20 protein-coding genes are annotated in these 21,152 nt (G+C 64.9%); 4 read left to right on the forward strand and 16 right to left on the reverse strand.

Annotated features, from left to right (window positions below; genetic code table 11):
• Position 1: 1 nt before the first annotated feature.
• The 11 genes from ACS8YF_RS05240 to ACS8YF_RS05290 form a co-directional block, all read right to left on the reverse strand.
• On the reverse strand, positions 2 to 835 hold the full coding sequence (locus tag ACS8YF_RS05240; protein WP_440849167.1) for an ABC transporter ATP-binding protein: 834 nt from the start codon (positions 833 to 835) through the stop codon (positions 2 to 4).
• Positions 832 to 1,527, reverse strand: coding sequence for a lipoyl(octanoyl) transferase LipB (gene lipB, locus ACS8YF_RS05245; protein WP_440849168.1), 696 nt, complete (start codon positions 1,525 to 1,527; stop codon positions 832 to 834). The genes ACS8YF_RS05240 and lipB overlap by 4 nt, the downstream gene beginning before the upstream one ends.
• Complete coding sequence (locus ACS8YF_RS05250; protein WP_440849169.1) at positions 1,524 to 1,796, reverse strand: YbeD family protein; 273 nt, start codon at positions 1,794 to 1,796, stop codon at positions 1,524 to 1,526. The genes lipB and ACS8YF_RS05250 overlap by 4 nt, the downstream gene beginning before the upstream one ends.
• 71 nt (positions 1,797 to 1,867) lie before the next feature.
• Entirely contained in the window at positions 1,868 to 3,043 is a 1,176-nt protein-coding gene (locus ACS8YF_RS05255; protein WP_440849170.1) for a D-alanyl-D-alanine carboxypeptidase family protein, read from the reverse strand.
• Positions 3,044 to 3,091: 48 nt separating this feature from the next.
• Positions 3,092 to 4,075 (reverse strand): septal ring lytic transglycosylase RlpA family protein, encoded by a 984-nt coding sequence (locus ACS8YF_RS05260; RefSeq protein WP_440849171.1) that lies wholly within the window; start codon positions 4,073 to 4,075, stop codon positions 3,092 to 3,094.
• Positions 4,072 to 5,106 carry a lytic murein transglycosylase B gene (gene mltB / locus ACS8YF_RS05265; RefSeq protein WP_440849172.1) on the reverse strand — a complete coding sequence of 345 codons (1,035 nt, stop codon included), beginning with the start codon at positions 5,104 to 5,106 and terminating at the stop codon, positions 4,072 to 4,074. The genes ACS8YF_RS05260 and mltB overlap by 4 nt, the downstream gene beginning before the upstream one ends.
• A complete protein-coding gene (rodA, locus tag ACS8YF_RS05270) occupies positions 5,103 to 6,221 on the reverse strand; it encodes a rod shape-determining protein RodA (RefSeq protein WP_440849173.1) in 1,119 nt (372 codons plus the stop codon). Before rodA ends, mltB begins: the two co-directional genes overlap by 4 nt.
• Positions 6,218 to 8,128, reverse strand: a complete 1,911-nt coding sequence (gene mrdA, locus ACS8YF_RS05275) for a penicillin-binding protein 2 (protein WP_440849174.1) — start codon at positions 8,126 to 8,128, stop codon at positions 6,218 to 6,220. The genes rodA and mrdA overlap by 4 nt, the downstream gene beginning before the upstream one ends.
• Positions 8,129 to 8,220: 92 nt before the next feature.
• Positions 8,221 to 8,706, reverse strand: a complete 486-nt coding sequence (gene mreD / locus ACS8YF_RS05280) for a rod shape-determining protein MreD (RefSeq protein ID WP_440849175.1) — start codon at positions 8,704 to 8,706, stop codon at positions 8,221 to 8,223.
• Positions 8,703 to 9,635: a rod shape-determining protein MreC gene (gene mreC, locus ACS8YF_RS05285; protein WP_440849176.1), complete on the reverse strand. Its 933-nt coding sequence runs from the start codon at positions 9,633 to 9,635 to the stop codon at positions 8,703 to 8,705. Before mreC ends, mreD begins: the two co-directional genes overlap by 4 nt.
• Before the next feature lie 207 nt (positions 9,636 to 9,842).
• Entirely contained in the window at positions 9,843 to 10,883 is a 1,041-nt protein-coding gene (locus tag ACS8YF_RS05290; RefSeq protein ID WP_440849177.1) for a rod shape-determining protein, read from the reverse strand.
• 291 nt (positions 10,884 to 11,174) lie between these two features.
• On the opposite strand from ACS8YF_RS05290, the gene gatC reads away from it, so the two are divergent.
• The 4 genes from gatC (at position 11,175) to ACS8YF_RS05310 (ending at position 15,227) form a co-directional block, all read left to right on the forward strand.
• Entirely contained in the window at positions 11,175 to 11,462 is a 288-nt protein-coding gene (gene gatC, locus ACS8YF_RS05295; protein ID WP_440849178.1) for an Asp-tRNA(Asn)/Glu-tRNA(Gln) amidotransferase subunit GatC, read from the forward strand.
• On the forward strand, positions 11,462 to 12,904 hold the full coding sequence (gene gatA / locus ACS8YF_RS05300; protein ID WP_440849198.1) for an Asp-tRNA(Asn)/Glu-tRNA(Gln) amidotransferase subunit GatA: 1,443 nt from the start codon (positions 11,462 to 11,464) through the stop codon (positions 12,902 to 12,904). Before gatC ends, gatA begins: the two co-directional genes overlap by 1 nt.
• 12 nt (positions 12,905 to 12,916) lie before the next feature.
• Positions 12,917 to 14,374 (forward strand): Asp-tRNA(Asn)/Glu-tRNA(Gln) amidotransferase subunit GatB, encoded by a 1,458-nt coding sequence (gatB, locus tag ACS8YF_RS05305; protein WP_440849179.1) that lies wholly within the window; start codon positions 12,917 to 12,919, stop codon positions 14,372 to 14,374.
• 439 nt (positions 14,375 to 14,813) lie between these two features.
• Positions 14,814 to 15,227: a secondary thiamine-phosphate synthase enzyme YjbQ gene (locus tag ACS8YF_RS05310; RefSeq protein WP_440849180.1), complete on the forward strand. Its 414-nt coding sequence runs from the start codon at positions 14,814 to 14,816 to the stop codon at positions 15,225 to 15,227.
• Positions 15,228 to 15,239: 12 nt separating this feature from the next.
• Here ACS8YF_RS05310 and ACS8YF_RS05315 read toward each other — a convergent pair whose 3' ends face one another.
• From ACS8YF_RS05315 to ACS8YF_RS05335, 5 genes are all read right to left on the reverse strand, one after another.
• Positions 15,240 to 16,148: an SMP-30/gluconolactonase/LRE family protein gene (locus ACS8YF_RS05315; RefSeq protein WP_440849181.1), complete on the reverse strand. Its 909-nt coding sequence runs from the start codon at positions 16,146 to 16,148 to the stop codon at positions 15,240 to 15,242.
• 21 nt (positions 16,149 to 16,169) lie between these two features.
• Positions 16,170 to 17,144, reverse strand: a complete 975-nt coding sequence (locus ACS8YF_RS05320; protein WP_440849182.1) for an ABC transporter permease — start codon at positions 17,142 to 17,144, stop codon at positions 16,170 to 16,172.
• A gap of 284 nt (positions 17,145 to 17,428) precedes the next feature.
• The gene (locus ACS8YF_RS05325; RefSeq protein ID WP_440849183.1) at positions 17,429 to 18,388 is read right to left on the reverse strand and encodes an ABC transporter permease; all 960 of its coding nucleotides are present in this window, start codon (positions 18,386 to 18,388) and stop codon (positions 17,429 to 17,431) included.
• On the reverse strand, positions 18,385 to 19,968 hold the full coding sequence (locus tag ACS8YF_RS05330) for a sugar ABC transporter ATP-binding protein (protein WP_440849184.1): 1,584 nt from the start codon (positions 19,966 to 19,968) through the stop codon (positions 18,385 to 18,387). Before ACS8YF_RS05330 ends, ACS8YF_RS05325 begins: the two co-directional genes overlap by 4 nt.
• An 83-nt stretch (positions 19,969 to 20,051) precedes the next feature.
• Complete coding sequence (locus ACS8YF_RS05335) at positions 20,052 to 21,146, reverse strand: sugar ABC transporter substrate-binding protein (RefSeq protein ID WP_440849185.1); 1,095 nt, start codon at positions 21,144 to 21,146, stop codon at positions 20,052 to 20,054.
• Between the last annotated feature and the right edge of the window lie 6 nt (positions 21,147 to 21,152).

A 21,152-nucleotide genomic window follows, 5' to 3' on the forward strand; every position in this document is an offset into this window, starting at 1 on the left:
TTCACGCCCGATCTCCGCCGAGTAGATCTTCGCCGTAGGGTGTGTCGGCATAATGGAAGGGCACCGGCCCGTCCGGCGACGCCGTGATGAACTGCTGCACCCAGGGCGAATCGGAATGCCGGATATGCGCCGGGTCGCCGTGATCCACCACTTCGCCATCGGAGATGACATAGACGTAGTCGGCGATGCCGAGCGTTTCCTTGACGTCGTGGCTGACCACGATGGCGGTCAGGCCCAGAATATCGTTAAGCCGCCGGATCAGGCGCAGCAGTACGCCCATCGAGATCGGATCCTGTCCGGCGAACGGCTCGTCGTACATGATCATTTCGGGATCGAGCGCGATTGCCCGGGCGAGCGCCACGCGCCGCGCCATGCCGCCCGACAACTGGGCCGGCGCGAGATCGCGGGCGCCGCGCAGGCCGACCGCTTCGAGTTTCATCAGTACGATGTCGCGGATCAGGCGTTCCGGGAGTTTCGAGTGTTCCCGGAGCGGAAACGCCACGTTGTCGAACACCGACAGATCCGTGAGCAGGGCGCCGGACTGGAACAGCATGCCCATGCGCTTTCGTTGTTCGAACAGGGTCTTCTGCGACATGCCGGCGATGGACTGGCCATCGAAACGCACACGGCCCGAGTCGGCGCGCCACTGACCGCTGATCAGGCGCAGCAGCGTCGTCTTGCCGGTGCCGGACGGCCCCATGATGGCGGTGATCCGGCCGCGCGCGATATCGATATCGACCCCCTTGTAGATGACGCGGGAGCCGAGCCGGAAATGCAGATCGCGCACCTCGACCAGGTTGTCGGCCGTGTTTTTCGTCGCAATTGAATCGGTCATGGGCGAGATTCGGCCTCGGGTGCGCGCCAGCCTATCAGATCGCCGGTGATATCCGGCGCGTCGGCGGCGATCAACCCCAGTTCGGCGCAAAGATGAGCGCTGAGGTCCGCGGCGACCCGGTCCAGATCCGGGGGACCACCAAGGTCGGCGATCTGGGTCATCACGAGGCCGTGATAGCCACAGGGATCGATGCGCGAGAAGGGCTCGAGGTCCATGTTCACGTTCAGCGCCAGGCCGTGATAGCTGCTCGAACGTGACACGCGCAGCCCGACCGATCCGATCTTGGCATCGCCGACGTAGACGCCGGGCGCGTCGCGCCGGGCATGGGCATCGATGTCGTAACCGGCCAGCGTGGCCACCATGGCGTTTTCCAGCGCGCTGACCATGCTGCGGATGCCGATGCCGAGTCTTTTGAGATCGAGCATGACATAGGCCATGAGCTGGCCCGGTCCGTGATAGGTGACCTGGCCGCCCCGATCGATGGGCACGACCTCGATATCGCCGGGCGCGAGGATATGCTCGGCGCGGCCGTTTCGGCCCTGGGTGAAGACCGGCTCGTGATTGAGCAGCCACAGGGCGTCCGCATCGGCCGGGCCACGCTCGGCGGTGAAGCGCTGCATGGCCTGCCAGACCGGGCGGTAGGGTTGTGGCTGCCAGCCGAAACGGCGGACGGCGATCGGGGGCGCGCTCACAGCGACATCAGCACCTGATCGTGGTCGGTCAGGTCCTTGTAGATCGCGTCGAGCTGTGCCTTGCTCTTGGCATTGATCGAGGCGGTCACCGCGATGTAACGCCCGCCGCTGGACTCACGGCTGCGCAGATCGTCGGTGGTCAGCTCCGGTGCATGCGCCTTGACCAGGGTGTAGACGGTCTGCTCGAAGGCGGTGCCGTGACGACCGAACGCCTTGATCGCGAATTCACAGGGGAATTCGAGCAGGGTTTCATCGTTGGATTCGGGCATGGCGGTACTGTGCTCCCGGGCCGGTGTCGGCGTCCAGCGGCCCGCGGAAAAGCGAGCGGCCGGCGCGCAATCTACTGGAACATCATAAGAATATCGTCGATGAATTGCGTGACGTAGCCCCCCTCCGCGATGGACTTGCCGGCATACAACGGCTCTTCCTTGAGGGTCTTGTCGTTGTACTTGATCGACAGCGTGCCCAGGCGTTCGCCCTTCTTGATCGGGGCTGTGAGGTGTCCCGGCAGCTTGGCGCTGGTCGACAGCGCGTCGCGCTGGCCGCGCGGATAGGCGACGTAGATCGGGCCGTGGGCCACCACCGGGAGCTCGCTTTGCGCGCCTTTCCAGACCCGGATCTGGGAAATTTCCTTGCCCTTGTCGAACAGCTTGCCGTCGTCGAAGAAGCGGAATCCGTAACTGATGAGCGCCTCGCACTGGTTTTTGCGCGCGTTCTCCGAATCGGTGCCCGTGACCACCGAGATCACGCGCATGCCGTGGTCCTTGGCCGAGGCCACCAGGTTGAAGCCGGCCGACTGGGTATGGCCGGTCTTGCCGCCGTCCACGCGCGGATCGGACCACAACAGGGTATTGCGGTTGTATTGCTTGATGCCGCCGTAGGTAAAGGACTTCTCGTGGAAATACTGGTCGTACAGCTTGGGAAACTTGCGCACGATGGCGGCATAAATCGTCGCGATGTCGCGCGCGCTCATGTAATGATCCGGATGCGGCAGGCCGTTCACGTCCATGAAGTGACTGTTGGTCATGCCCAGGTGCTTGGCGTACTGGTTCATGTAGTCGGTGAACGTGGATGTGGTGCCGGCGATGTATTGGGCCAATGCCACCGCCGCGTCGTTGCCCGACTGCGTGATCAGGCCCTGCAGCAGGTCGTCCACCGAGACCTTGTCGCCGACCTTGAGAAACATCTGCGAGCCGTGTATTTCCCAGGCCTTCTTGCTGACCGTGACCATATCCGAGGGCTTGAGATTGCCCTTCTTGATCTCGTCGAACACGATATAGCAGGTCATCAGCTTGGTGATGCTGGCCGGCTCGATGCGTTTGTCGGGGTTCTTGGCCGCCAGCACCTGCCCGGAGTTGTAGTCCACCAGGATGTAGCTTTTCGCCCCCAGGGAGGGCGCGCTCGGAATCGGCAGGCTGTTGTCGGCCGCCGATGCAGCGACACTGACCAGCAGGGCCGCGACAAACAAGAACAGGCGTTGGGCGTGGTGCATCAGGCTCGAACTCTTGGCGGACATGTAAGGCATTGGATGACAGGGAAGTTTAGCGTCCCGTCGCGGACGCGGCTAACGTTTGATCTCGCGCACGGGCAATCCCGCATCGGCCAGTTGCTGTTTCGCCCGCGCCTGGGCGGCCAGCGAACTGAACGGCCCCACGCGGACACGATACAGCTTCATCCTGGACGAGGGTGGGATCACCGCCACCGGCCCGACCCCGGCGGCGCGCGCCCGGGCCTTCGCCCGGCTTGCGTGAGCCGCGCTCGAGAAGGCACCGATCTGCAGTGGCGCGGCCTTGGCGGCGGCGTTCGACGAGCGCGCCGGTGCGCTCGTCGAGGCGGGGCTCGCGGAGGTATGATCCGCGACGCGCGACGAGCCGGCATGGGGCGCAGGCTTGCCATCCGCGGGCGGGTTTTCGGCCCGGCGCAGCGGGGGCGACGGCTGCGCGCTGTCCGACGAGCCGTTGTCGGTATCGGGCCGGTCGATGGTCGCCGGCGTCACGGTATGGATACGCACCGGTGCGCTGCCTTCGCCGACGATGCCCAGGCGGCGCGCGGCGACATAGGACAGATCGATGATCCGGCCTTTGTGGAAGGGGCCGCGGTCGTTGATCTTCACCACCACCTGCTTGTGGTTGTCCAGATTGGTCACCCGAACCCAGGTCGGGATCGGCAGGCGCTTGTGGGCTGCGGTCATGGCGAACATGTTGTACGGTTGGCCCGAGGACGTTCGCTCGCCGTCGAACTGGCGACCGTACCAGCTCGCGCGCCCGGTCTGGGTAAAGCCCTTGGCGCTTTTGAGTACGTAGTAGCGCTTGCCGAGGGCGGTATAACTGGTCGGATTGCCGTACTTGGACGGCGGTACGTTGCGGGGCACCGCATCGTGCACCTTGGACCAGTCGATGTGTGTATCGGCCGGCGGGCCGTCGTTCTGATAGTAGCCCCCGCCGTGCGATTTTTGCGGCTTGTGTGCCGGCCCGCTGGCACAGCCGGCGAGCGCGAGCATGCCGCCGACGACGAGCAGGCGGCCGAGCCGGCGTGGCGCGGGCTTCACGAGCCCACCGCCGGATGCGTGAACGCCTCGATCTCCCGGCCCAGCTGGTAAACCGCCATCGCATACAGCGGACTGCTGTTGTAGGTGGTGATCACGAAGAAATTATGCCGGGCCAGCCAGTATTCGGGGCCGTGGGGCCCGGTGAACCGGAGCAGGCCGACGCGGGCACCCGATGGCGGCGAATTCGCCACCTTGACGCCCTTGGTCTTGAGTTCGGCCCAGCGGTAGCGCGGCTGGCGGGTACTGGTATGGATATCGTGGATGGATTTGGGTTTTGCCAGCGTTGCGGGCTGGGCGATCGACTCGCCCCGCTGCCAGCCGTTCTGGGCCAGGTAATTGGCGACCGAGTCGATGATGTCGGCCGGTTCGTGCCAGAGATCGCGCCGGCCGTCGCCGTTGCCATCGACCGCGTAGGCGGCATAGCTCGACGGCATGAACTGGGCGAGCCCCATGGCGCCGGCGTAGGAGCCGACATCGTGGGTGCAGTCGAGTTTCTCGTCGACGCAGAGGGCGATGAACTCTCCCAGCTCCTTGGTGAAGAAGCGCGAGCGCTCGGGATAGTCGAAGGCCAGCGTGGACAGCGCATCGAGCACGCGATCCTTGCCGATGTAGCGGCCGTAGCGTGTTTCCACGCCCAGGATGGCCGCGATCACATAGGCGGGCACGCCGTACTTTGCCTGCGCTTTTTCGAACAGCTTGCGGTGCGCGTTGATATAGGCCGCCCCCTGGCGCGCGCGCTTGGGCTGGACGAAGATCGGCCGATACTCGGCCCAGGTCAGCGTCTTCTCCGCCGGCTTTCGCATCTTGGCGATGATCCCGGGCTTGTATTGTGCCTGTCCGAGCAGCTTCCGCGTGGTCGCTTCGGGAATGCCCTTGTCCTGATGCAGTCGATGGATCAGTTTGCGGCCGGCCGCCGAGTTGGCGTAGTCGCCGTGGGGGGTATCCGCCCGTCCCGCCGGGGCGGCCAGGATCAGGGCCAGAGTCAGCGCCAGGGCGGCGCCCCGCATCCGTCCGGGGTCGAGAATCGTCATGTCGCGAGTAACTTCCGGTGGGTGTGGATCGACATCAGGATGCCGAACGAGGCCAGCAGCATGACCATCGACGTGCCGCCGAAGGAGATCAACGGTAGCGGCACGCCGACCACGGGCAGCAGCCCGGCGACCATGCCCATGTTCACGAATGCATAGAAGAAGAAGGTCAGCGACAGGCTGGCCGCGGTCAGGCGCTGGAACGTATCCTGGCTCTTGACTGCGATGAACAGTCCGCGGGCGACAATGAAGCCATAGATCGCCATCAGGCCGAGTACGCCGAACAGGCCGGTCTCTTCGGCATAGACGGCGAACACGAAGTCGGTATCCGATTCCGGCAGGAAATTCAGATGTGCCTGGCTGCCGTTGAGCCAGCCCTTGCCGAATACGCCGCCCGAGCCAATGGCGATCTTGGATTGGGTGATGTGATAACCCGCCCCGAGCGGATCGCGCGCCGGATTGAGGAAGGTGAGCACCCGTTGCTGCTGGTAGTCGTGGAGGTTGAACCACACCAGCGGGGCGGCGGCCGCGGCGAGTATCAGCAACAGGATGATGACGCGCCAGCGCAGCCCGGCGAAGAACAGCGCGAAGCCGCCGCCGGCCACGATCAGCAGCGCGGTGCCCAGATCCGGTTGTCGCACCACGAGTGCCACCGGCATGGCGATGATGAGACTGGCCTTCGCGACGTCGGTAAGCCTGGGCGGCAGACTGCGATGATGGAAGTACGCGGCGATGGTCAGCGGCACCACCAGCTTCGAGATTTCGGATGGCTGGAAACGCACCACGCCGAGATCGAGCCAGCGCCTGGCGCCCATGGCCGCATCGCCGAGCACCAGGGTCGCGATCAGCAACAACAGGCCGACTACGTAAACCCAGGGGGCGGCGGCGCGATACCAGTGCGGCGGGACCTGGGCCAGGGCGATCATGGCGGACAGGCCGATGCCCAGGCGGATCGCTTGATCGATCACGACGTCGGCCGAGCGGCTCGAGGCGCTGTACAGCACGAACAGGCCGAGCAGGGCGCAGCAGAGCAGCGCGGCGAACAGCTGTACATCGATGTGCCAGTGGGCCAGCCATTCCGATAGTGTCGCCGGACGTTCACGGGTGGTCGTGCTCATGAGTCGGTGCCCGTCTTGTTGCCCGACTGGTTGGCTTGCAGTGTCTTGCTGTTCGACAGACTGTCCAGGTAACTGTCGATCACGCGCCGGGCGATCGGGCCGGCCACGCTCGAGCCGCCGCCGCCGTGTTCGACCAGCACCGCGATCGCGATCTTGGGATGCTGGATCGGCGCAAAGGCGATGAACAACGCGTGTTCGCGCAGGCGATGCGGAATGCTGTCGAGATCGGGGGCCACTTCATTCTGCGGCAGATCGGCCACCTGGGCGCTGCCCGACTTGCCCGCGATCGGGTACTTCAGGTGCTGGCCCACGTAGTAATGGGCGGTGCCGTGCGGATTGTCGATCACGCCCTTCATGGCGTTGATGACGATGTCCCAGTGGCGTTTGTCCTTGAGTTCGATCGGCGGCAGCGCCTTCGGCTTGTAGTCGGTGGTGGTATGGGTCTGCGGATCCTTCCAGGCCTTGAGTACATGCGGCTTGTAGGCATGACCGCGCTCGGCGATCTCGCTCACGGCCTGGGCCAGCTGCAGCGGCGTGGCGGTCATGAACCCCTGGCCGATCACGGTGATCAGCGTCTCGCCCGGGTACCATGGCAGGTGCCGGTTGCCGTGCTTCCATGCGCGCGAGGGCATGATGCCGGCATTCTCCCGCGGCAGGTCGATACCGGTCTTCTGGCCGAAACCGAACATCGAGCCGTAGCGATGGATATTGTCGATGCCGAGTTTCATGCCCAGTTTGTAGAAATAGACGTCGGAACTGCGCTCGATCGCCTGGGTCAGATTGATCCAGCCCTGGCCGGAGCGTTTCCAGTCGCGATAGCGATGGTTCGAGCCGGGCAGGGTGATGTAGCCGGGACACCACACTTTCTTGTCCGGATCGATCACCCCGGTTTCCAGCGCGCCGATGGCCATGAACGGCTTGATCGTCGAGCCCGGCGGGTACTGGCCCTGCAATGCGCGGTTGTACAGCGGCTTGTGCGGATTGTTGAGCAGCCGCCTGTAGTTGGCGTGACTGATGCCGTTGACGAACAGGTCGGGGTTGTATCCCGGCTTGCTGACCATGGCGAGTACGCCGCCGGTGTTCGGGTTGAGCGCCACCACCGCGCCGTCCTGGTCGCCCAGGGCGTTGTAGGCGACCTTCTGCAGCGCCGAATCGACCGTGAGCACGAGGCTGTCGCCAGCGGTGGCCGGGTGCATGTCGAGCTGGCGCAGGGCGCGCCCGGCGGCGTTGGTCTCGACCACGCGCGAGCCCGGATAGCCGTGCAGCCGCGACTCGTACGACAGCTCCACGCCGGCCTTGCCGATATGCGATGAGCCGCGATAACGCTTTTTGTTCAAGCCGTCGAGATCGGAGGCGGTGATGCCGCCGACATAGCCGACCAGATGCGAGGCGTACTTGCCGAGCGGGTAGTTGCGGGTCAGCCCGGCGCGAATATCCACGCCCGGAAAACGATCGCGGTTGACCTCGAAGCGGGCGACCTCGGCCTGATTCAGGCTCAGCCGTATCGGCGTGCCACGAAACGACGGTGTCTGCTTCTCGCGCGAATAAAAGCGCTGCTTGTCGGCCTTGCTGATGTCGACGATCTTCGACAGGCGGGCGATGGTCGATTTCACGCTGTCGCTGACCTGCTCGGGCACGATTTCCAGCCGGTACGCGGGTTGGTTGTTGGCCAGCAGGTTGCCGTGACGGTCGTAGATCAGGCCGCGTACCGGCGGCACCACTTCCACGCGCATGCGGTTGTCCTGCGAGCGGGTCTCGTAGTAGCCGTGTTTATACACCTGCAGGTACACGACACGCGCGATCAGCATGCCGATCAAGGTCAGCAGCAGAAGGCTGGCCGCCACCGTGCGAATGAGAAACAGGCGTCGCTCGGCCGCGTGGTTTTTGATTGCGTCGTCCGCGGCCATATCCGCTCGTCGTTACCCTGATGTCCGGCATGAAACCGTCGTGGCGCGATTGGCTGCGCGCCGACGTCGGTTCCGGTGTAACCCCTTGTCGACTATCCGACCTCTAATTCGGCGATCCGTTCCAGAACAAACGCCCATATCGGCCAGAGCGCCGCCGAGGACAGGACCGGAAGCCAGCGCCACCACTGGTTTACGTCCAGCCCGGCCACCCCGTCGATCCAGAACAGAACGAACTCGTAGAGGGCGAATACCGGCAGCATCAGCAGGCCCTGCTGGATCAGCGGAAAGCTCCACAAGAACTCGCGCGCCTTGACCACGACATAGGCGGCGACCGCCATGGCCAGACCGTGCTCGGAAAACGGCGTGCCGTAGAGCACGTCGATCGCCAGTCCCGCGAACCAGGCCGCGACCGGTCCGAAGCAACGGGGCTGGTTCGCGGTCCAGAACAGCACCGTCATGGTATAGAACGCCGGTCGAGCGGCGGCAACGGCTGCCGGCATCGGCAACAGTGTGATCACCAGAGAGACGGCCAGGCTGACCACGATCAGCAGGCCGCTGACGCGCTGGTTGATGATCATTGCCGGGGCGTGCCGCTGGCGCCATCGCCGTTATCACCGGCGGGTTTGTCCGATTTGCCTGCGTTGTCCGGCGTCGACTGCGTCGGGTCGGCCGTGTTCCAGACCAGCAGCGCTTCGCGCCCGCGATCGAGATCGGCCGTCGGCTGGGCCGTCACGGAGAGAAATTCCTCGCCCGGGCGATGCACCACATGCGTGACCTTGGCCACCGGATAGTTCGCCGGATAGCGTCCGCCGAGCCCGGAGGACACCAGCAGGTCGCCGACCTTGACGTCGGCGTTGTTGGGCAGAAATGGCAGCGTGAGTGTTTCCGAACTGCCGGTGCCCTGGGCGATGGTCTGCAGCCCCGTGCGGTTGATCTGGACCGGGATTCCATTGTTCGGATCGCTGATCAGGATCGCGCGCGAATCCAGCGGCGTGACATTGGTGACCTGCCCCATGATGCCGTGGGCGTCGACCAGGGCCTGGCCGACGAACACACCGTCCGAACTGCCCTTGTTGAGCTTGACATACTGGCGATACGGGTCGGGACTGACCGACAGTATCCGCGCGATCAGCACGTTCTGATCGATCGAGCTGGCCGAGGCCAGCAGGGCGCGGATGCGTTCGTTCTCCGCCTGCAGCGCCGCCAGCTGCTGTAGTCGGCCCTGAAGCAGCAGCACCTTCTGCGACAGCTGCTTGTTCTTCTGGATCAGGTCGCCGCGGTCGAAGTAGTTCTTGAGGTAATTCGAGGCGTCGCCCGGTATTTCGGCCGCCATCTGGACTGGCTCGAGTGCGACCGCGAGCACGCCGCGCACGGACGACAGACTGTCGTGCGCGTTGTCGACCATCATCAGCATGATGGAAATGATCGTGAGTGCCACGATCTTCAGCCCGGGCGCGATCCGGCGGCCCAGAAGGCGTGGTTTGTCGTCGTCGGACAGCCCGAGCACTAGCGCGACTCCCCGGCGGCCGGCCGGCGACGATCGTCCGCGGCCCGGCGTGGTCGGGCGCAGGCGGGGCGTTCAATCAGGGCAACAACGCGTAACAGTTGGCTCATCGAGTCAAGACGGCTCGTCCCGGGGGAGCGAATATGGCGACAGCCGGCGGTCCGGCATCGCACCAAGTTAGGCCCGCAGGGCGGGCCCATGCAACGTCGACTATTCGAGTGCGAACAGTGCGCCCGACTTGCGATCGATCATCTCGAGGAGAATGCCGCCGCCGCGGGCCACGCAGGTCAGCGGGTCGTCGGCGACGATCACCGGCAGGCCCGTCTCCTCCGACAGCAGTTTGTCCAGATCGGCGAGCAGTGCGCCGCCGCCGGTCAGCACGATGCCCCGTTCGGCCACGTCCGAGCCCAGCTCCGGCGGCGTGGACTCCAGCGCCAGTTTGACCGCCGAGACAATATTGGACAGCGGCTCCTGCAGCGCATCCAGCACTTCGTTGGAATTGAGCGTGAAACTGCGCGGCACGCCGGCCGACATGTGCCGGCCCACCACTTCGATCTCCTTGATCTCGTGGCCGGGGAAGGCGGTGCCGATCTGGTGCTTGATGGATTCCGCGGTGGTTTCGCCGATCAGCATGTTGTATTGCCGGCGCACGTAATTGACGATCGCCTCGTCGAATTTGTCGCCGCCGGTGCGCACGGATTCGGCATAGACGATGCCGTTGAGCGAGATCACGGCGACTTCCGACGTGCCGCCGCCGATGTCGAGCACCATCGAGCCGCGCGCCTCGCTGATCGGGATGCCGGCGCCGATGGCCGCGGCCAGGGGCTCGTCGACCAGGTACACGCGCCGCGCGCCGGCATTGGAGGCGGACTCGCGGATGGCACGGCGCTCGACCTGGGTCGAGCCGTAGGGCACACAGACCAGCACGCGCGTCATCGGCCGCAGGAAGCGCTTGCGATGCACCTTGCGGATGAAATGCTGCAGCATCTTCTCGGTGACCGTGAAGTCGGCGATCACGCCGTCCTTGAGCGGCCGGATCGTGCTGATGTACGCCGGTGTGCGCCCGAGCATGCGCTTGGCGTCGGTGCCGACCGCCTCGATGCGCTTGCCGCCGCGGGTGTCGGTGCGCACGGCCACCACCGAGGGCTCGTTGAGCACGATGCCCCGATCGCGCGCATAGACCAGGGTATTGGCCGTCCCGAGATCGATCGAGAGATCGTTGACGAACAGGCCGCGAAAGTTTTCCAGCATGAGGCTCACCGAGCACAGCAAATATGACGCGCGTAGCGCGCACCTGACATCGACGGGCGTCGATGCAAACCACCTTCGGCCCCCGGATTCGATCGCGAACAGGTCGAAGGTCCCTCTAAAGGTGCGCAATGCTAGCAACGGCGCGCGGGCGCGGCAACGCTCGACCTCTCATATCCCACTGAAAAGCCGGGGGCGGGATGAGCCATGACCGCGTATCGCGTTATTATGCTACGTTCTGCCGCCGCGCGGCCGCCGCGCCTGTAAACGAATCCAAACGACGAGATTACCGCCGTGAGCCTGACCGCCGATGACGTGCGCAAGGTCGCCCGTCTGGCCCGACTGGGGCTGGATGAGGGCGCCATCGCCGAGTACGCGACCCAGTTGTCCAGCATACTGGATGTGGTCGATCATCTGGAATCGGCCGATACCGACAATGTCGAGCCGATGTCCCACCCGCTGGATCTGAGCGCGCGCCTGCGCCCGGACGTGGCCCAGGCCACGGTCGATCGCGAGGCGTTCCAGGCCATCGCGCCGGACACCGCCGAAGGGCTGTATCGTGTGCCGAAGGTGATCGAATGATCCACGAACGCTCCATCGCCGAACTGATTGCGGCGCGCGCGGCCGGCGAGCTGAGCGCGGCGGAGATGGCCGAGGCCTATCTCGATCGGATCGAGGCCCATGCCGGGACGCTCAATGCGCTGATCACGCGTACCGCAGACGCCGCCCGCGAACGCGCGACGGCGCTTGATGCGAGTGCCGCGGGCGCGCTGGCCGGCCTGCCGATCATTCACAAGGACATCTTCTGTACGAAGGGCGTAAAGACGAGTTGCGCCTCGCGCATGCTCGATAACTTCATCGCACCGTACGATGCCACCGTGGTGGCGAAGTTGCAGGCGGCCGGCACGGTGACGCTGGCCAAGGCGAACATGGACGAATTCGCCATGGGGTCGTCCAACGAGAACAGTTTCTACGGCGCGGTGAAAAACCCGTGGCACCTCGACTATGTGCCCGGCGGCTCGTCGGGCGGCTCGGCCGCCGCGGTAGCCGCGGGCCTGGCGCCGGCGGCCACCGGCACCGACACCGGCGGCTCGATCCGCCAGCCGGCGGCGTTCTGCGGTGTGACCGGGATCAAGCCGACCTACGGCCGGGTTTCGCGCTACGGTATGATCGCGTTCGCCTCCAGCCTCGATCAGGGCGGCTGCTTCGCGCGTTCGGCCGAGGACTGCGCGCACGTCTTGACCGCCATGGCGGGCTTCGACGAGCGTGACTCCACCAGCGTCGAACGCGACGTGCCGGACTATGCCAGCCAGCTCACGGGCGATATCGCGGGCTTGACCATCGGCCTGCCGCGCGAATATTTCGCCGAGGGGCTGGAAGCCGGCAGCCGCGAGGTGATCGACGCGGCGGTCGATCAGATGGTCGCGCTCGGCGCGAACGTAGTCGAAATCGACATGCCGCATACCGATCTCGCGGTATCGACCTACTACGTGATCGCACCGGCCGAGGCCTCGTCCAATCTGGCGCGCTTCGACGGCGTGCGCTATGGCTATCGCTGCGCCGATCCGGTCGATCTGGACGACCTGTACACCCGATCGCGCGCCGAGGGCTTCGGGCCCGAGGTCCAGCGCCGCATCATGATGGGCGCCTACGTGCTGTCGGCCGGCTATTACGATGCGTATTACCTGAAGGCACAGAAGACCCGGCGGCTGATCGCGGGCGATTTCCACGATGCCTTCGCCAAGGTGGATCTGATAGCCGCGCCGGTGACCCAGGCGCCGGCCTTCCCGATCGGCGAAAAGGCCGACGATCCGGTCGCGATGTATCTCAACGATGTCTATACGCTGCCCGCCAGTCTGGCCGGGGTGCCGGGCATGTCGGTGCCGGCCGGCTTCGTCGACGGGCTGCCGGTCGGGCTGCAGCTGATCGCGCCATGGTTCGAGGAAGGTCGTCTGCTGAATGCGGCGCACAGCTACCAGCAGGCCACGGACTGGCACACCCGCCGCCCGCCGGGTTTCGAGTAAGGAAGGCAAGTCATGAACTGGGAAGCCGTGATCGGGCTGGAAGTGCATATCCAGCTCGCGACCGAAAGCAAGATTTTCTCCACCGCGCCCACGGCCTACGGGGCCGAGCCGAACACCCAGGCCAATGCGGTCGACGTGGCCATGCCCGGCGTGCTGCCGGTGATCAACGAACAAGTCATCCGCATGGCGACCCTGTTCGGCCTGGCCATCGACGCCGATATCGCGCCCAGGTCGGTGTTCGCGCGCAAGCATTACTTCTATCCCGATCTGCCCAAGGGCTACCAGATCAGCCAGTTCGAACTGCCGATCGTGGCGGGCGGCCATCTGGACATCACGGTGGGCGAGGGTGCGGCCAAGCGCATCGGCATCACCCGGGCGCATCTGGAGGAGGATGCCGGCAAGTCGCTGCACGATGCGTTCGATCGCGCCACCGGCATCGATCTGAATCGCGCGGGCACGCCCCTGGTGGAATGCGTGTCGGAGCCGGAAATGGCGAGCGCCGCCGAGGCCGCGGCCTATGCGCGCAAGCTGCATTCGCTGGTGACCTATCTCGGCATCTGCGATGGCAATATGGCCGAAGGCTCGTTCCGGGTGGATGCGAACGTGTCGGTGCGCCCGGTGGGCTCGACCGAGTTCGGCACCCGCACCGAGACCAAGAACGTCAACTCCTTCCGGTTCCTGGAAAAAGCGATCGAGTTCGAGATCGAGCGCCAGATCGACGTGATCGAGGGCGGCGGCACCATCGTGCAGGAAACCCGCCTGTTCGACCCCGCGAGCGGCGAAACCCGCTCGATGCGGAGCAAGGAACAAGCCCACGATTATCGTTACTTTCCGGACCCGGATCTGCTGCCGGTCGCGATCGACGCCGCATTTATCGAAGCCGCGCGCGCCGACCTGCCGGAACTGCCCGGCGCCAAGGCTGAGCGCTTCGAATCGGAATACCAGCTGTCGACGGCCGATGCCGCCGCACTAACCGCATCGCGGGCCTGGGCGGATTATTTCGAGGCGACCGTGGCTGCGGCCGGTTCGGACAAGGCCAAACTCGGCAAGCCGGCCTCGAACTGGATCAATACCGAACTGGCCGGCGTGCTGAATCGCGACGGGCTCTCGATCGGCGCGGCGCCGGTAAGCGCGGCCCAACTCGGCGGGCTGATCGCGCGGGTCGACGACAACACCATCTCCGGCAAGATCGCCAAGCAGGTGTTCGACGCGCTAGTGGCGGGCGAGGGCGAATCCGCCGATGCAATTATCGAAGCCAAGGGCCTGAAGCAGATCACCGACACCGGCGCGATCGAGTCGTTCGTCGACGAAGCGATCGCCAACAATCCCGATCAGGTGCAGCAGTATCTGGACGGCAAGACCAAGGTCGTCGGCTTCCTGGTCGGCCAGGTGATGAAGGCCTCCAAGGGCAAGGCCAATCCCAGGGAAGTCAACCAGATGATGGTCGAGAAACTCAACGCGATGGCTTGAGGCCGGCGTCGCAACGCCGGCCCTGCGTTCTGAAAAATCCGTGTCCGCAGATAGGCGCAGATCAACGCAGATGAAAGAGGCAGGCTTTTTGAGGCCGGAGTGCCTGCCATACTGTTCAGCCCGTTACGAGGTCTGTGCGTGTCGTGCTGCGTTGCGTAGCAGTGGGTGGGGCGGTTCAGACGTAACCCCCAAGATCAACGCGGATTAAAGCGGGGGCTCACCCGGGCAGCGAAGCCTTCGCGATTTCGCTTGTCCCCGGCGACGGCAACCACGTTCGCAACAGCACCACGCACGAAGAAACGCCGGCCACATCTGCGTTGATCTGCGTGCATCTGCGGATAAATAACGAACGGTTTACCCAGAATACGGAGCGTTCAGGCAGACAGATGTCGTCGGGCGCGTTAGCCTGTAGCGCATCGTTTTACGGACTTTGGGAACCATGCAGCAGACGCTGAACTACGACACGCCTGGCCGTTCGACGCGGGATATCACGCGCGATGTCGACGCCGTCGTGCGCGAGGCGGGCATCGAGACCGGGCTGGCGCATGTGTTCATCAAGCACACCTCGGCCAGCCTGATGATCTGCGAAAACGCCGATCCGAGCGTGCGCGAGGATGTCGAGACCTGGATGCGCCGCACCGTGCCGGACGGCGATCCGATGTACGTGCATACCATGGAAGGCCCGGACGATATGCCCGGCCACATCCGCTCGATCCTCACCGGCATGGACGTCACCGTGCCGATCACCGAAGGCCGACTGAATCTCGGTACCTGGCAGGGTATCTATCTCTACGAACACCGCAGTTCGCGGCATTCGCGTCAGGTGGTGGTGACGCTTACCTCGGCGGGCTAGCCGCTTTTCGGCCTATGGCCACTGGACGCCGGTCTGGGCGACGTAGATCGCGTACAGCGAGCTACTGGCGGTGATGAACAGGCGGTTGCGCCGCGATCCGCCAAAGGTGAGATTGGATACGGCCTCGGGCACGTGAATCTTGCCGACGAGGGTGCCGTCGGGCGCAAAGCACTGGACGCCGTCGCCCGCGCTGGTCCAGACGTTGCCGTCGGTATCCACGCGAAATCCGTCGGATACCCCGGGCTCGACGACCGCGAATACGCGGGCGTTCTCCAGCCGGCAGCCATTGACGACATCGAACGCCCGGATATGATGATGGCCGTTCGGATCATGCGAGCGGGACGTATCCGAAATGTATAGCGTGCCTTCGTCCGGTGAGAAAGCCAGCCCGTTCGGCCGTACGAAATCGTCCGCGACGACCGTCAGTTCGCCCGACTCCGTGTCGAGCCGGAAGACGAAACAGCCCGCTTGTTCCGATTCGGCCTTGTGGCCTTCGTAGTCGCTCAGGATGCCGTAGGGCGGGTCGGTGAACCAGATGCTGTCGTCCGCGGCCACGACCACGTCGTTGGGTGAGTTCAGCCGGCCGCCGTCGTAGCGGTCGGCCAGCACCGTGATCCGTCCGTCGTGCTCGGTACGCGTGACCTGCCGGCCGCCATGTTCACAGCTGATCAGTCGCCCCTGGCGGTCGCGCGTATGGCCGTTGGCGTGCCGGCTGGGCTGGCGGAACACGCCGACGTCGCCGGCCGGTGTCCAGCGCAGGATGCGATTGTTGGGAATATCGCTCCAGAGAACGACATCCGTGTCGGCGATATAGACCGGCCCCTCGCACCAGAGTGAGCCCGTATGCAGGCGCTCGAGCCGCGCGTTCGGCTGGGTCAGGTCGTAAAAACGCGGGTCGAGATATTCGATCGTCTCGCTCATCGCTGGCTTTCCTCGGTTCGGTCAGTGGGTGCTGAGTTTCTCGCGGCCGTAGAGCAGCAACAGCACGATGATGATCGAGCCGAAGATGATGTTCTTTCCGGCCTCCTGGATCTGGACGGTCGAGAGTACCGATTGCAGCAGGACCACGATCATCGCGCCGGAAATAGAGCCCAGATAACCGCCGGAGCCACCCATGATATTGGTGCCGCCGATGATCACCGCGGCGACCGGCACCAGCAGGTAGTCGCTGCCCATGCCGAGATAGGTCTGCGACGAATAGCCGGTGAGCATGATGCCGGCGAGCGCGGCACAGAAGCCGGAGATCGCGTAGGCGCCGAGATAGACCTTGCGACTGTCCACGCCGGACAGGAACAGGGCGGACTCGTTGTTGCCGATCGCATACAGATAGCGGCCGAAGCGGGTCTGGTGGAGGATCACCAGCGCGAATATCGCGGCCACGATCCATACCATGAGCGGCACCGGAATGCCCCAGAGATTGCCGGCGCCGAGCGCCCGCACGAAGGGCGGCACGTCGACCTTGGGCGGCTGGGCATGGGTATAGACCAGCGTCGCGCCCTGCATCAGCGCGTTGGTGCCCAGCGTCCAGACCAGCGAATGGATACGGAATATTGCCGTGCCGATCGAGTTGAACATGCCGACCAGTGTGCCCGAGGCCAGCGCGGCGGCGATGGCCACCGGGGTGCTGGTGCCGTGGCTCATCAGGGTGGCCATCAGGATCGCCGAGAAGGTCAGATTCCACGGCACCGACAGATCGATCTGACCGGTGATGATGACCAGCGTCTGGCCGACCGCGATCACGCCGATGAAGGCGCCGATCTGCAGCAGATTGCGGATGTTGTCCCAGGACGCATAGTGCGGATTGATCGCCGCGGCGACCCCGAACAGCACAAACAGCAGGATGTAGGAGATCGTCACGCCCTGGCGCAGCCAGGACGGCAGGGCCACCGCGCGTTTGGATTCGGATGCGTTGCTCATATCGGCCAGTGTCCTGTCATGGATATTTTGTCGTATTCAGAACGCCTGTGCGGGCCCAGCACAAGGCGCGCGACTGCGCCATAGCGAGCCTATGGCAAAGGAGCGCAACGCGGTGGTGGGCCCGCACAGGCGTTCCCTTCGGAATATCGGGTGTGGGGCGAGGCGGCGCGCGCCCGTGGACGGCGTTGCGCCGCTTGGCCAGGGGATGCCCTGGCCGGCGCGTCGCGCCTTGCCACGAACGCGCGCCGCCTCGCTGAATGCGACAAAATATCCATGACAGGACACTAGTTGGACATCACGTTGAGCCAGTGCCGCGTACGCAGCCGCCAGACGTTGGCCGTCGCCAGCACGATGACGAGGATGGCGCCCTGCAGCAGGTTCTGATAGAAGGGCGACACCCCGCTGGCAAACAGCACACTGATCAGCAGCGATAGAAAATAGGCGCCGCAGATCGGGCCGAGGGCGACGCCGCGCCCGCCACCGAGTACCGCGCCGCCGAACACCACGGCGGCCACCGAGTTCAGCGTGTAGCTGGTGCCGATGGTCGGGTCGCCCGAGGTGGTCTGAGCGGTCAGGAAGATGCCGGCACAGGCCGCGAAGAAGCCGCCGGCGGTATAGGCCCAGAGCTCGGTCCGGGCGACCGAGATGCCGGACACGCGCGCCCCGCTCCGGTTGTCGCCGATGGCCTTGATCGCGCGGCCGAGGCGCGAGCGCATCAGCGGCACCCAGGCAAGGCCGACGACTCCGAGCAGAAGGATCAGCGCGTAGGGCAGATAGCCCCGGGAGCCGGTCAGCGCGTTGGCGAAACCGCCGGGCACTGTCCCGCCCGGCTGCGGGCGGACCAGCAGCCCGACGCCGGTGTAGATATACAGCGTGGCCAGGGTGACGATGATGGGCTGGATGCGCCCGTAGGCCACGATCAGCCCGTTGACGAAGCCGGCCAGGGTGCCGGCGAACAGGGTGCCGATGATCACCGCGGTGGCGATCGCCGGGTGGGTACCCATGTAGGTCGCCGCGATCGCATTGGTCAGCCCCACCATCGCGCCGACCGACAGATCCACGCCGCCGGTCAGCACCACCACCAGCTGGGCCAGGGCGGCCAGCGCGAGCGTGGTGCCCTGATTGACCGACATGGTTACGCCAAACGGCGACAGGATCATGGGCTGGATATAGGCGAACAGGATGGCCAGCAGCACGAGGCCGATGATGGCGGTCAGGGAGCTGTAATAGCGTTCGACGATCACGAGGCGGCTCCGGTATTGCGATGGGCGGACGCGGACTCGGTGTCGGCGCGCTCCCGTACGCCCAGCGAGGCGGCGAGGATGGCGTTTTCCGTGATGTCCTCGTCCTCCAGCGTCTCGGCGATGCGGCGGTCGTTCATGACCAGTACGCGATGACACACGCCGACCAGTTCGGACAGTTCGGTGCTGTAGAGCAGCACTGCCTTGCCGGTGCGCGCCAGTTCGCCGATCAGTTCGTAGAACGCGCGCTTGGTGCCGACATCCACGCCGCGGGTCGGGTCGTAGAACAGAAAGATATCGCCGCCGGTCTCCAGCCACTTGGCGATCACCACCTTCTGCTGGTTGCCGCCGGACAGCGCAGCCACCGGCGTTTCCATGCTGGCGGCCTTGATCTCCATGCGCTGCATGCCGTCCTCGGCGATACGACGCTCGCGCGTGCGGTCGATCAGTCCGCCGCGGCTCAAAGCCTTCAGGCTGGCGAGCACGATGTTCTCGCGCAGCGACAGCGGTTGCAGCAGCCCCTGGGTCTTGCGATCCTCCGGAATCAAGGCGAACCCGGCCCGGATCGCCTTCCAGGGCGAGCCCAGATGTACCGGCTTGCCGGCCACCCGCACTTCGCCGGACAGCCGTCGTACCATGCCGAACAGCGCCAGCAGCAGATCGCCTTGACCCTGGCCCTCGAGCCCGGCCACGCCCAGCACCTCGCCGCGGCGCAGCTGGAAACTGATGTCGTGGATCAGCTCACCGGCGCTCAGATTCACCACGTCGAGCAGGGGGTCGTTGCCGGTCGGCCGAGGCGCCCGGGCGGGAAACGACTGGTCGATGCGTTCGCCGAGCATCAGTTCCACCAGATGGTTCTCATCCATGTCCGCGGCATCGACCGTGCCGACGTTGGTGCCGTTGCGGAACACGGTCAGCCGGTCGGCGATCTCGCGGACTTCGGCCATCCGGTGCGAGATGAATATGATCGCCGTGCCGCGTTCACGCAGCCGGCCCAGCAGATCGAACAACCGCCGGACTTCCTCCCGGCCGAGCGCCGAGGTGCCTTCGTCGACGATCAGCGTCTTCGGGTCGTGCGACAGGGCCTTGGCGATCTCGACGAGTTGCTGATCGGCCAGCGTCAGCCGCCCGGTCAGCGTATTGGGCTTGATGTGATCGATGCCGATCTGTTCGAACAGCTCGGTCACCCGGCGTCGTAGTTCGCGGCCACGAATCTGGCCGAGCGGCCCGGTCGGTTCGTGCGCGAGCATGATGTTTTCGGCCACGGTCAGATGCGGGGCCAGCGACAGCTCCTGGAACACGGCGGCGACCCCGAGTTCGGCGGCCCGGATCGGGTTGCGGAGCTCCACCGGCTCGCCGGACAGACGAATCGTGCCGGCGTCGGGCGGCTGCACCCCGCACAGGATCTTGACCAGGGTGCTCTTGCCGGCGCCGTTGGCGCCGAGCAGCACATGGACTTCGCCGCGCCGACAGCTGAAGTCGGCGTCGTCGAGGGCGATGGTGCCGGCGAAATGTTTGGCGATGCCGCTTGCTTCGAGCGCCGGCACGTCCTGGGACGCACCGGGTCCGGATGAATCGGCCATGGGGACGCTCACAGTCGGTTACACAAAAAGCCTCGAACGGCAGGGACATTCGGTCCCCGCCCGCAGTCCAGGCGATCGCCTGATCAACTGATGCCGTGATAGACCTGCTTGGCGTCGAAATGCAGGCCGCAGTCCGGCACGCTCACCGCGTCGAAGAAACTGTCCGGTACCCCGGTGAAGTAATTCTTCCCTTTCTCGAGGTTGTCGTTGGTCACGATATTCAGCGGCGACTGAATCGACTGCGGCACCTTCTCGCCCTGCAGGACGCTGAGTGCGACCTTCATCGACAGCGCCACCAGGCCAGCCGATTGGCCGATCGACATCATGGGAAAGCCGTCTTTCGCCGCCGCGACCCGGAAACCGTTCTCGGCTTCTCCAGCAATGGGCGGCATCTTCAGGCCATGCTGTTTGAAGGCGTTGACCACGCCGCTGTCGCCGCCTTCGCTCCAGATCGCATCGAACTTGGCGCCGGAGGCGATGGCATTGGCCGTGACCTTCTGGGCGGTGCCGTTGTCCCAGTTGCCGTAGACCTCGGTGGTCTTGATGCCGGAGTGCTGGTCGAACACCGACTTGCCCCCCTTGTAGCGTTGCTGATCGACGAAAGTGCCAGCCACGCCGCGTACCACCAGCACATGGCCCTTGCCGCCGGTGTGCTTGATTACGAAATCGGCCCAGCGCTTGCCCATCTCGAACTGATCCTGATTGATCGTAATGGCCTTGTCGGTGGTCACCACGTTGTCGAAGGACACCACCAGAACACCCGCGCTGGCGGCACGCTCAATGGTGGAGTTCAAGCCCGTGGGACTGGCCGCATCCAGAACGATAGCGTCCACACCGCTCAGGATCATCTGGTTGATCTGGGCGATCTGGGCGTTGACGTCGTTGCCGGCGCTGGAGATCTTGAAGTCCTTGATCAGCTTCTTGACCTCCGGACGATTGGCGTACATCTTCGCAATCGTCGCCATCTCGGCGCGCCATTCGTTGCCGATGTACGAATTGCTGAGCGCGATCCGGTAGGGAGGCTTCTTGGTATGCGGCCACGAAAACGTCTGGGTGCTGCCGCTCCAGGCCTTGTAGCAGCTCGAGTTATCGGCCCAGGCCAGCGAGGGAAGCGAGCCCATGAGCATGGCTGAGCCAAGGCCGCCCGCAGCCTGTTTAAGAAGATCCCTGCGTTTCATGAGTCG

The sequence above is a fragment of the Salinisphaera sp. SWV1 genome (assembly GCF_052044155.1).
Classification (GTDB): Bacteria; Pseudomonadota; Gammaproteobacteria; order Nevskiales; family Salinisphaeraceae; genus Salinisphaera.

Bases quoted from the DNA above. Each gene is read 5' to 3' on its own strand.
- ACS8YF_RS05255 (WP_440849170.1), bottom strand. From the start codon at position 3,043: ATGTCCGCCAAGAGTTCGAGCCTGATGCACCACGCCCAACGCCTGTTC.
- ACS8YF_RS05240 (WP_440849167.1), bottom strand. From the start codon at position 835: ATGACCGATTCAATTGCGACGAAAAACACGGCCGACAACCTGGTCGAG.
- ACS8YF_RS05335 (WP_440849185.1), bottom strand. From the start codon at position 21,146: ATGAAACGCAGGGATCTTCTTAAACAGGCTGCGGGCGGCCTTGGCTCA.
- mltB (WP_440849172.1), bottom strand. From the start codon at position 5,106: ATGACGATTCTCGACCCCGGACGGATGCGGGGCGCCGCCCTGGCGCTG.
- rodA (WP_440849173.1), bottom strand. From the start codon at position 6,221: ATGAGCACGACCACCCGTGAACGTCCGGCGACACTATCGGAATGGCTG.
- gatB (WP_440849179.1), top strand. From the start codon at position 12,917: ATGAACTGGGAAGCCGTGATCGGGCTGGAAGTGCATATCCAGCTCGCG.
- ACS8YF_RS05320 (WP_440849182.1), bottom strand. From the start codon at position 17,144: ATGAGCAACGCATCCGAATCCAAACGCGCGGTGGCCCTGCCGTCCTGG.
- mreD (WP_440849175.1), bottom strand. From the start codon at position 8,706: ATGATCATCAACCAGCGCGTCAGCGGCCTGCTGATCGTGGTCAGCCTG.
- ACS8YF_RS05310 (WP_440849180.1), top strand. From the start codon at position 14,814: ATGCAGCAGACGCTGAACTACGACACGCCTGGCCGTTCGACGCGGGAT.
- ACS8YF_RS05290 (WP_440849177.1), bottom strand. From the start codon at position 10,883: ATGCTGGAAAACTTTCGCGGCCTGTTCGTCAACGATCTCTCGATCGAT.
- ACS8YF_RS05330 (WP_440849184.1), bottom strand. From the start codon at position 19,968: ATGGCCGATTCATCCGGACCCGGTGCGTCCCAGGACGTGCCGGCGCTC.
- ACS8YF_RS05250 (WP_440849169.1), bottom strand. From the start codon at position 1,796: ATGCCCGAATCCAACGATGAAACCCTGCTCGAATTCCCCTGTGAATTC.
- mrdA (WP_440849174.1), bottom strand. From the start codon at position 8,128: ATGGCCGCGGACGACGCAATCAAAAACCACGCGGCCGAGCGACGCCTG.
- ACS8YF_RS05315 (WP_440849181.1), bottom strand. From the start codon at position 16,148: ATGAGCGAGACGATCGAATATCTCGACCCGCGTTTTTACGACCTGACC.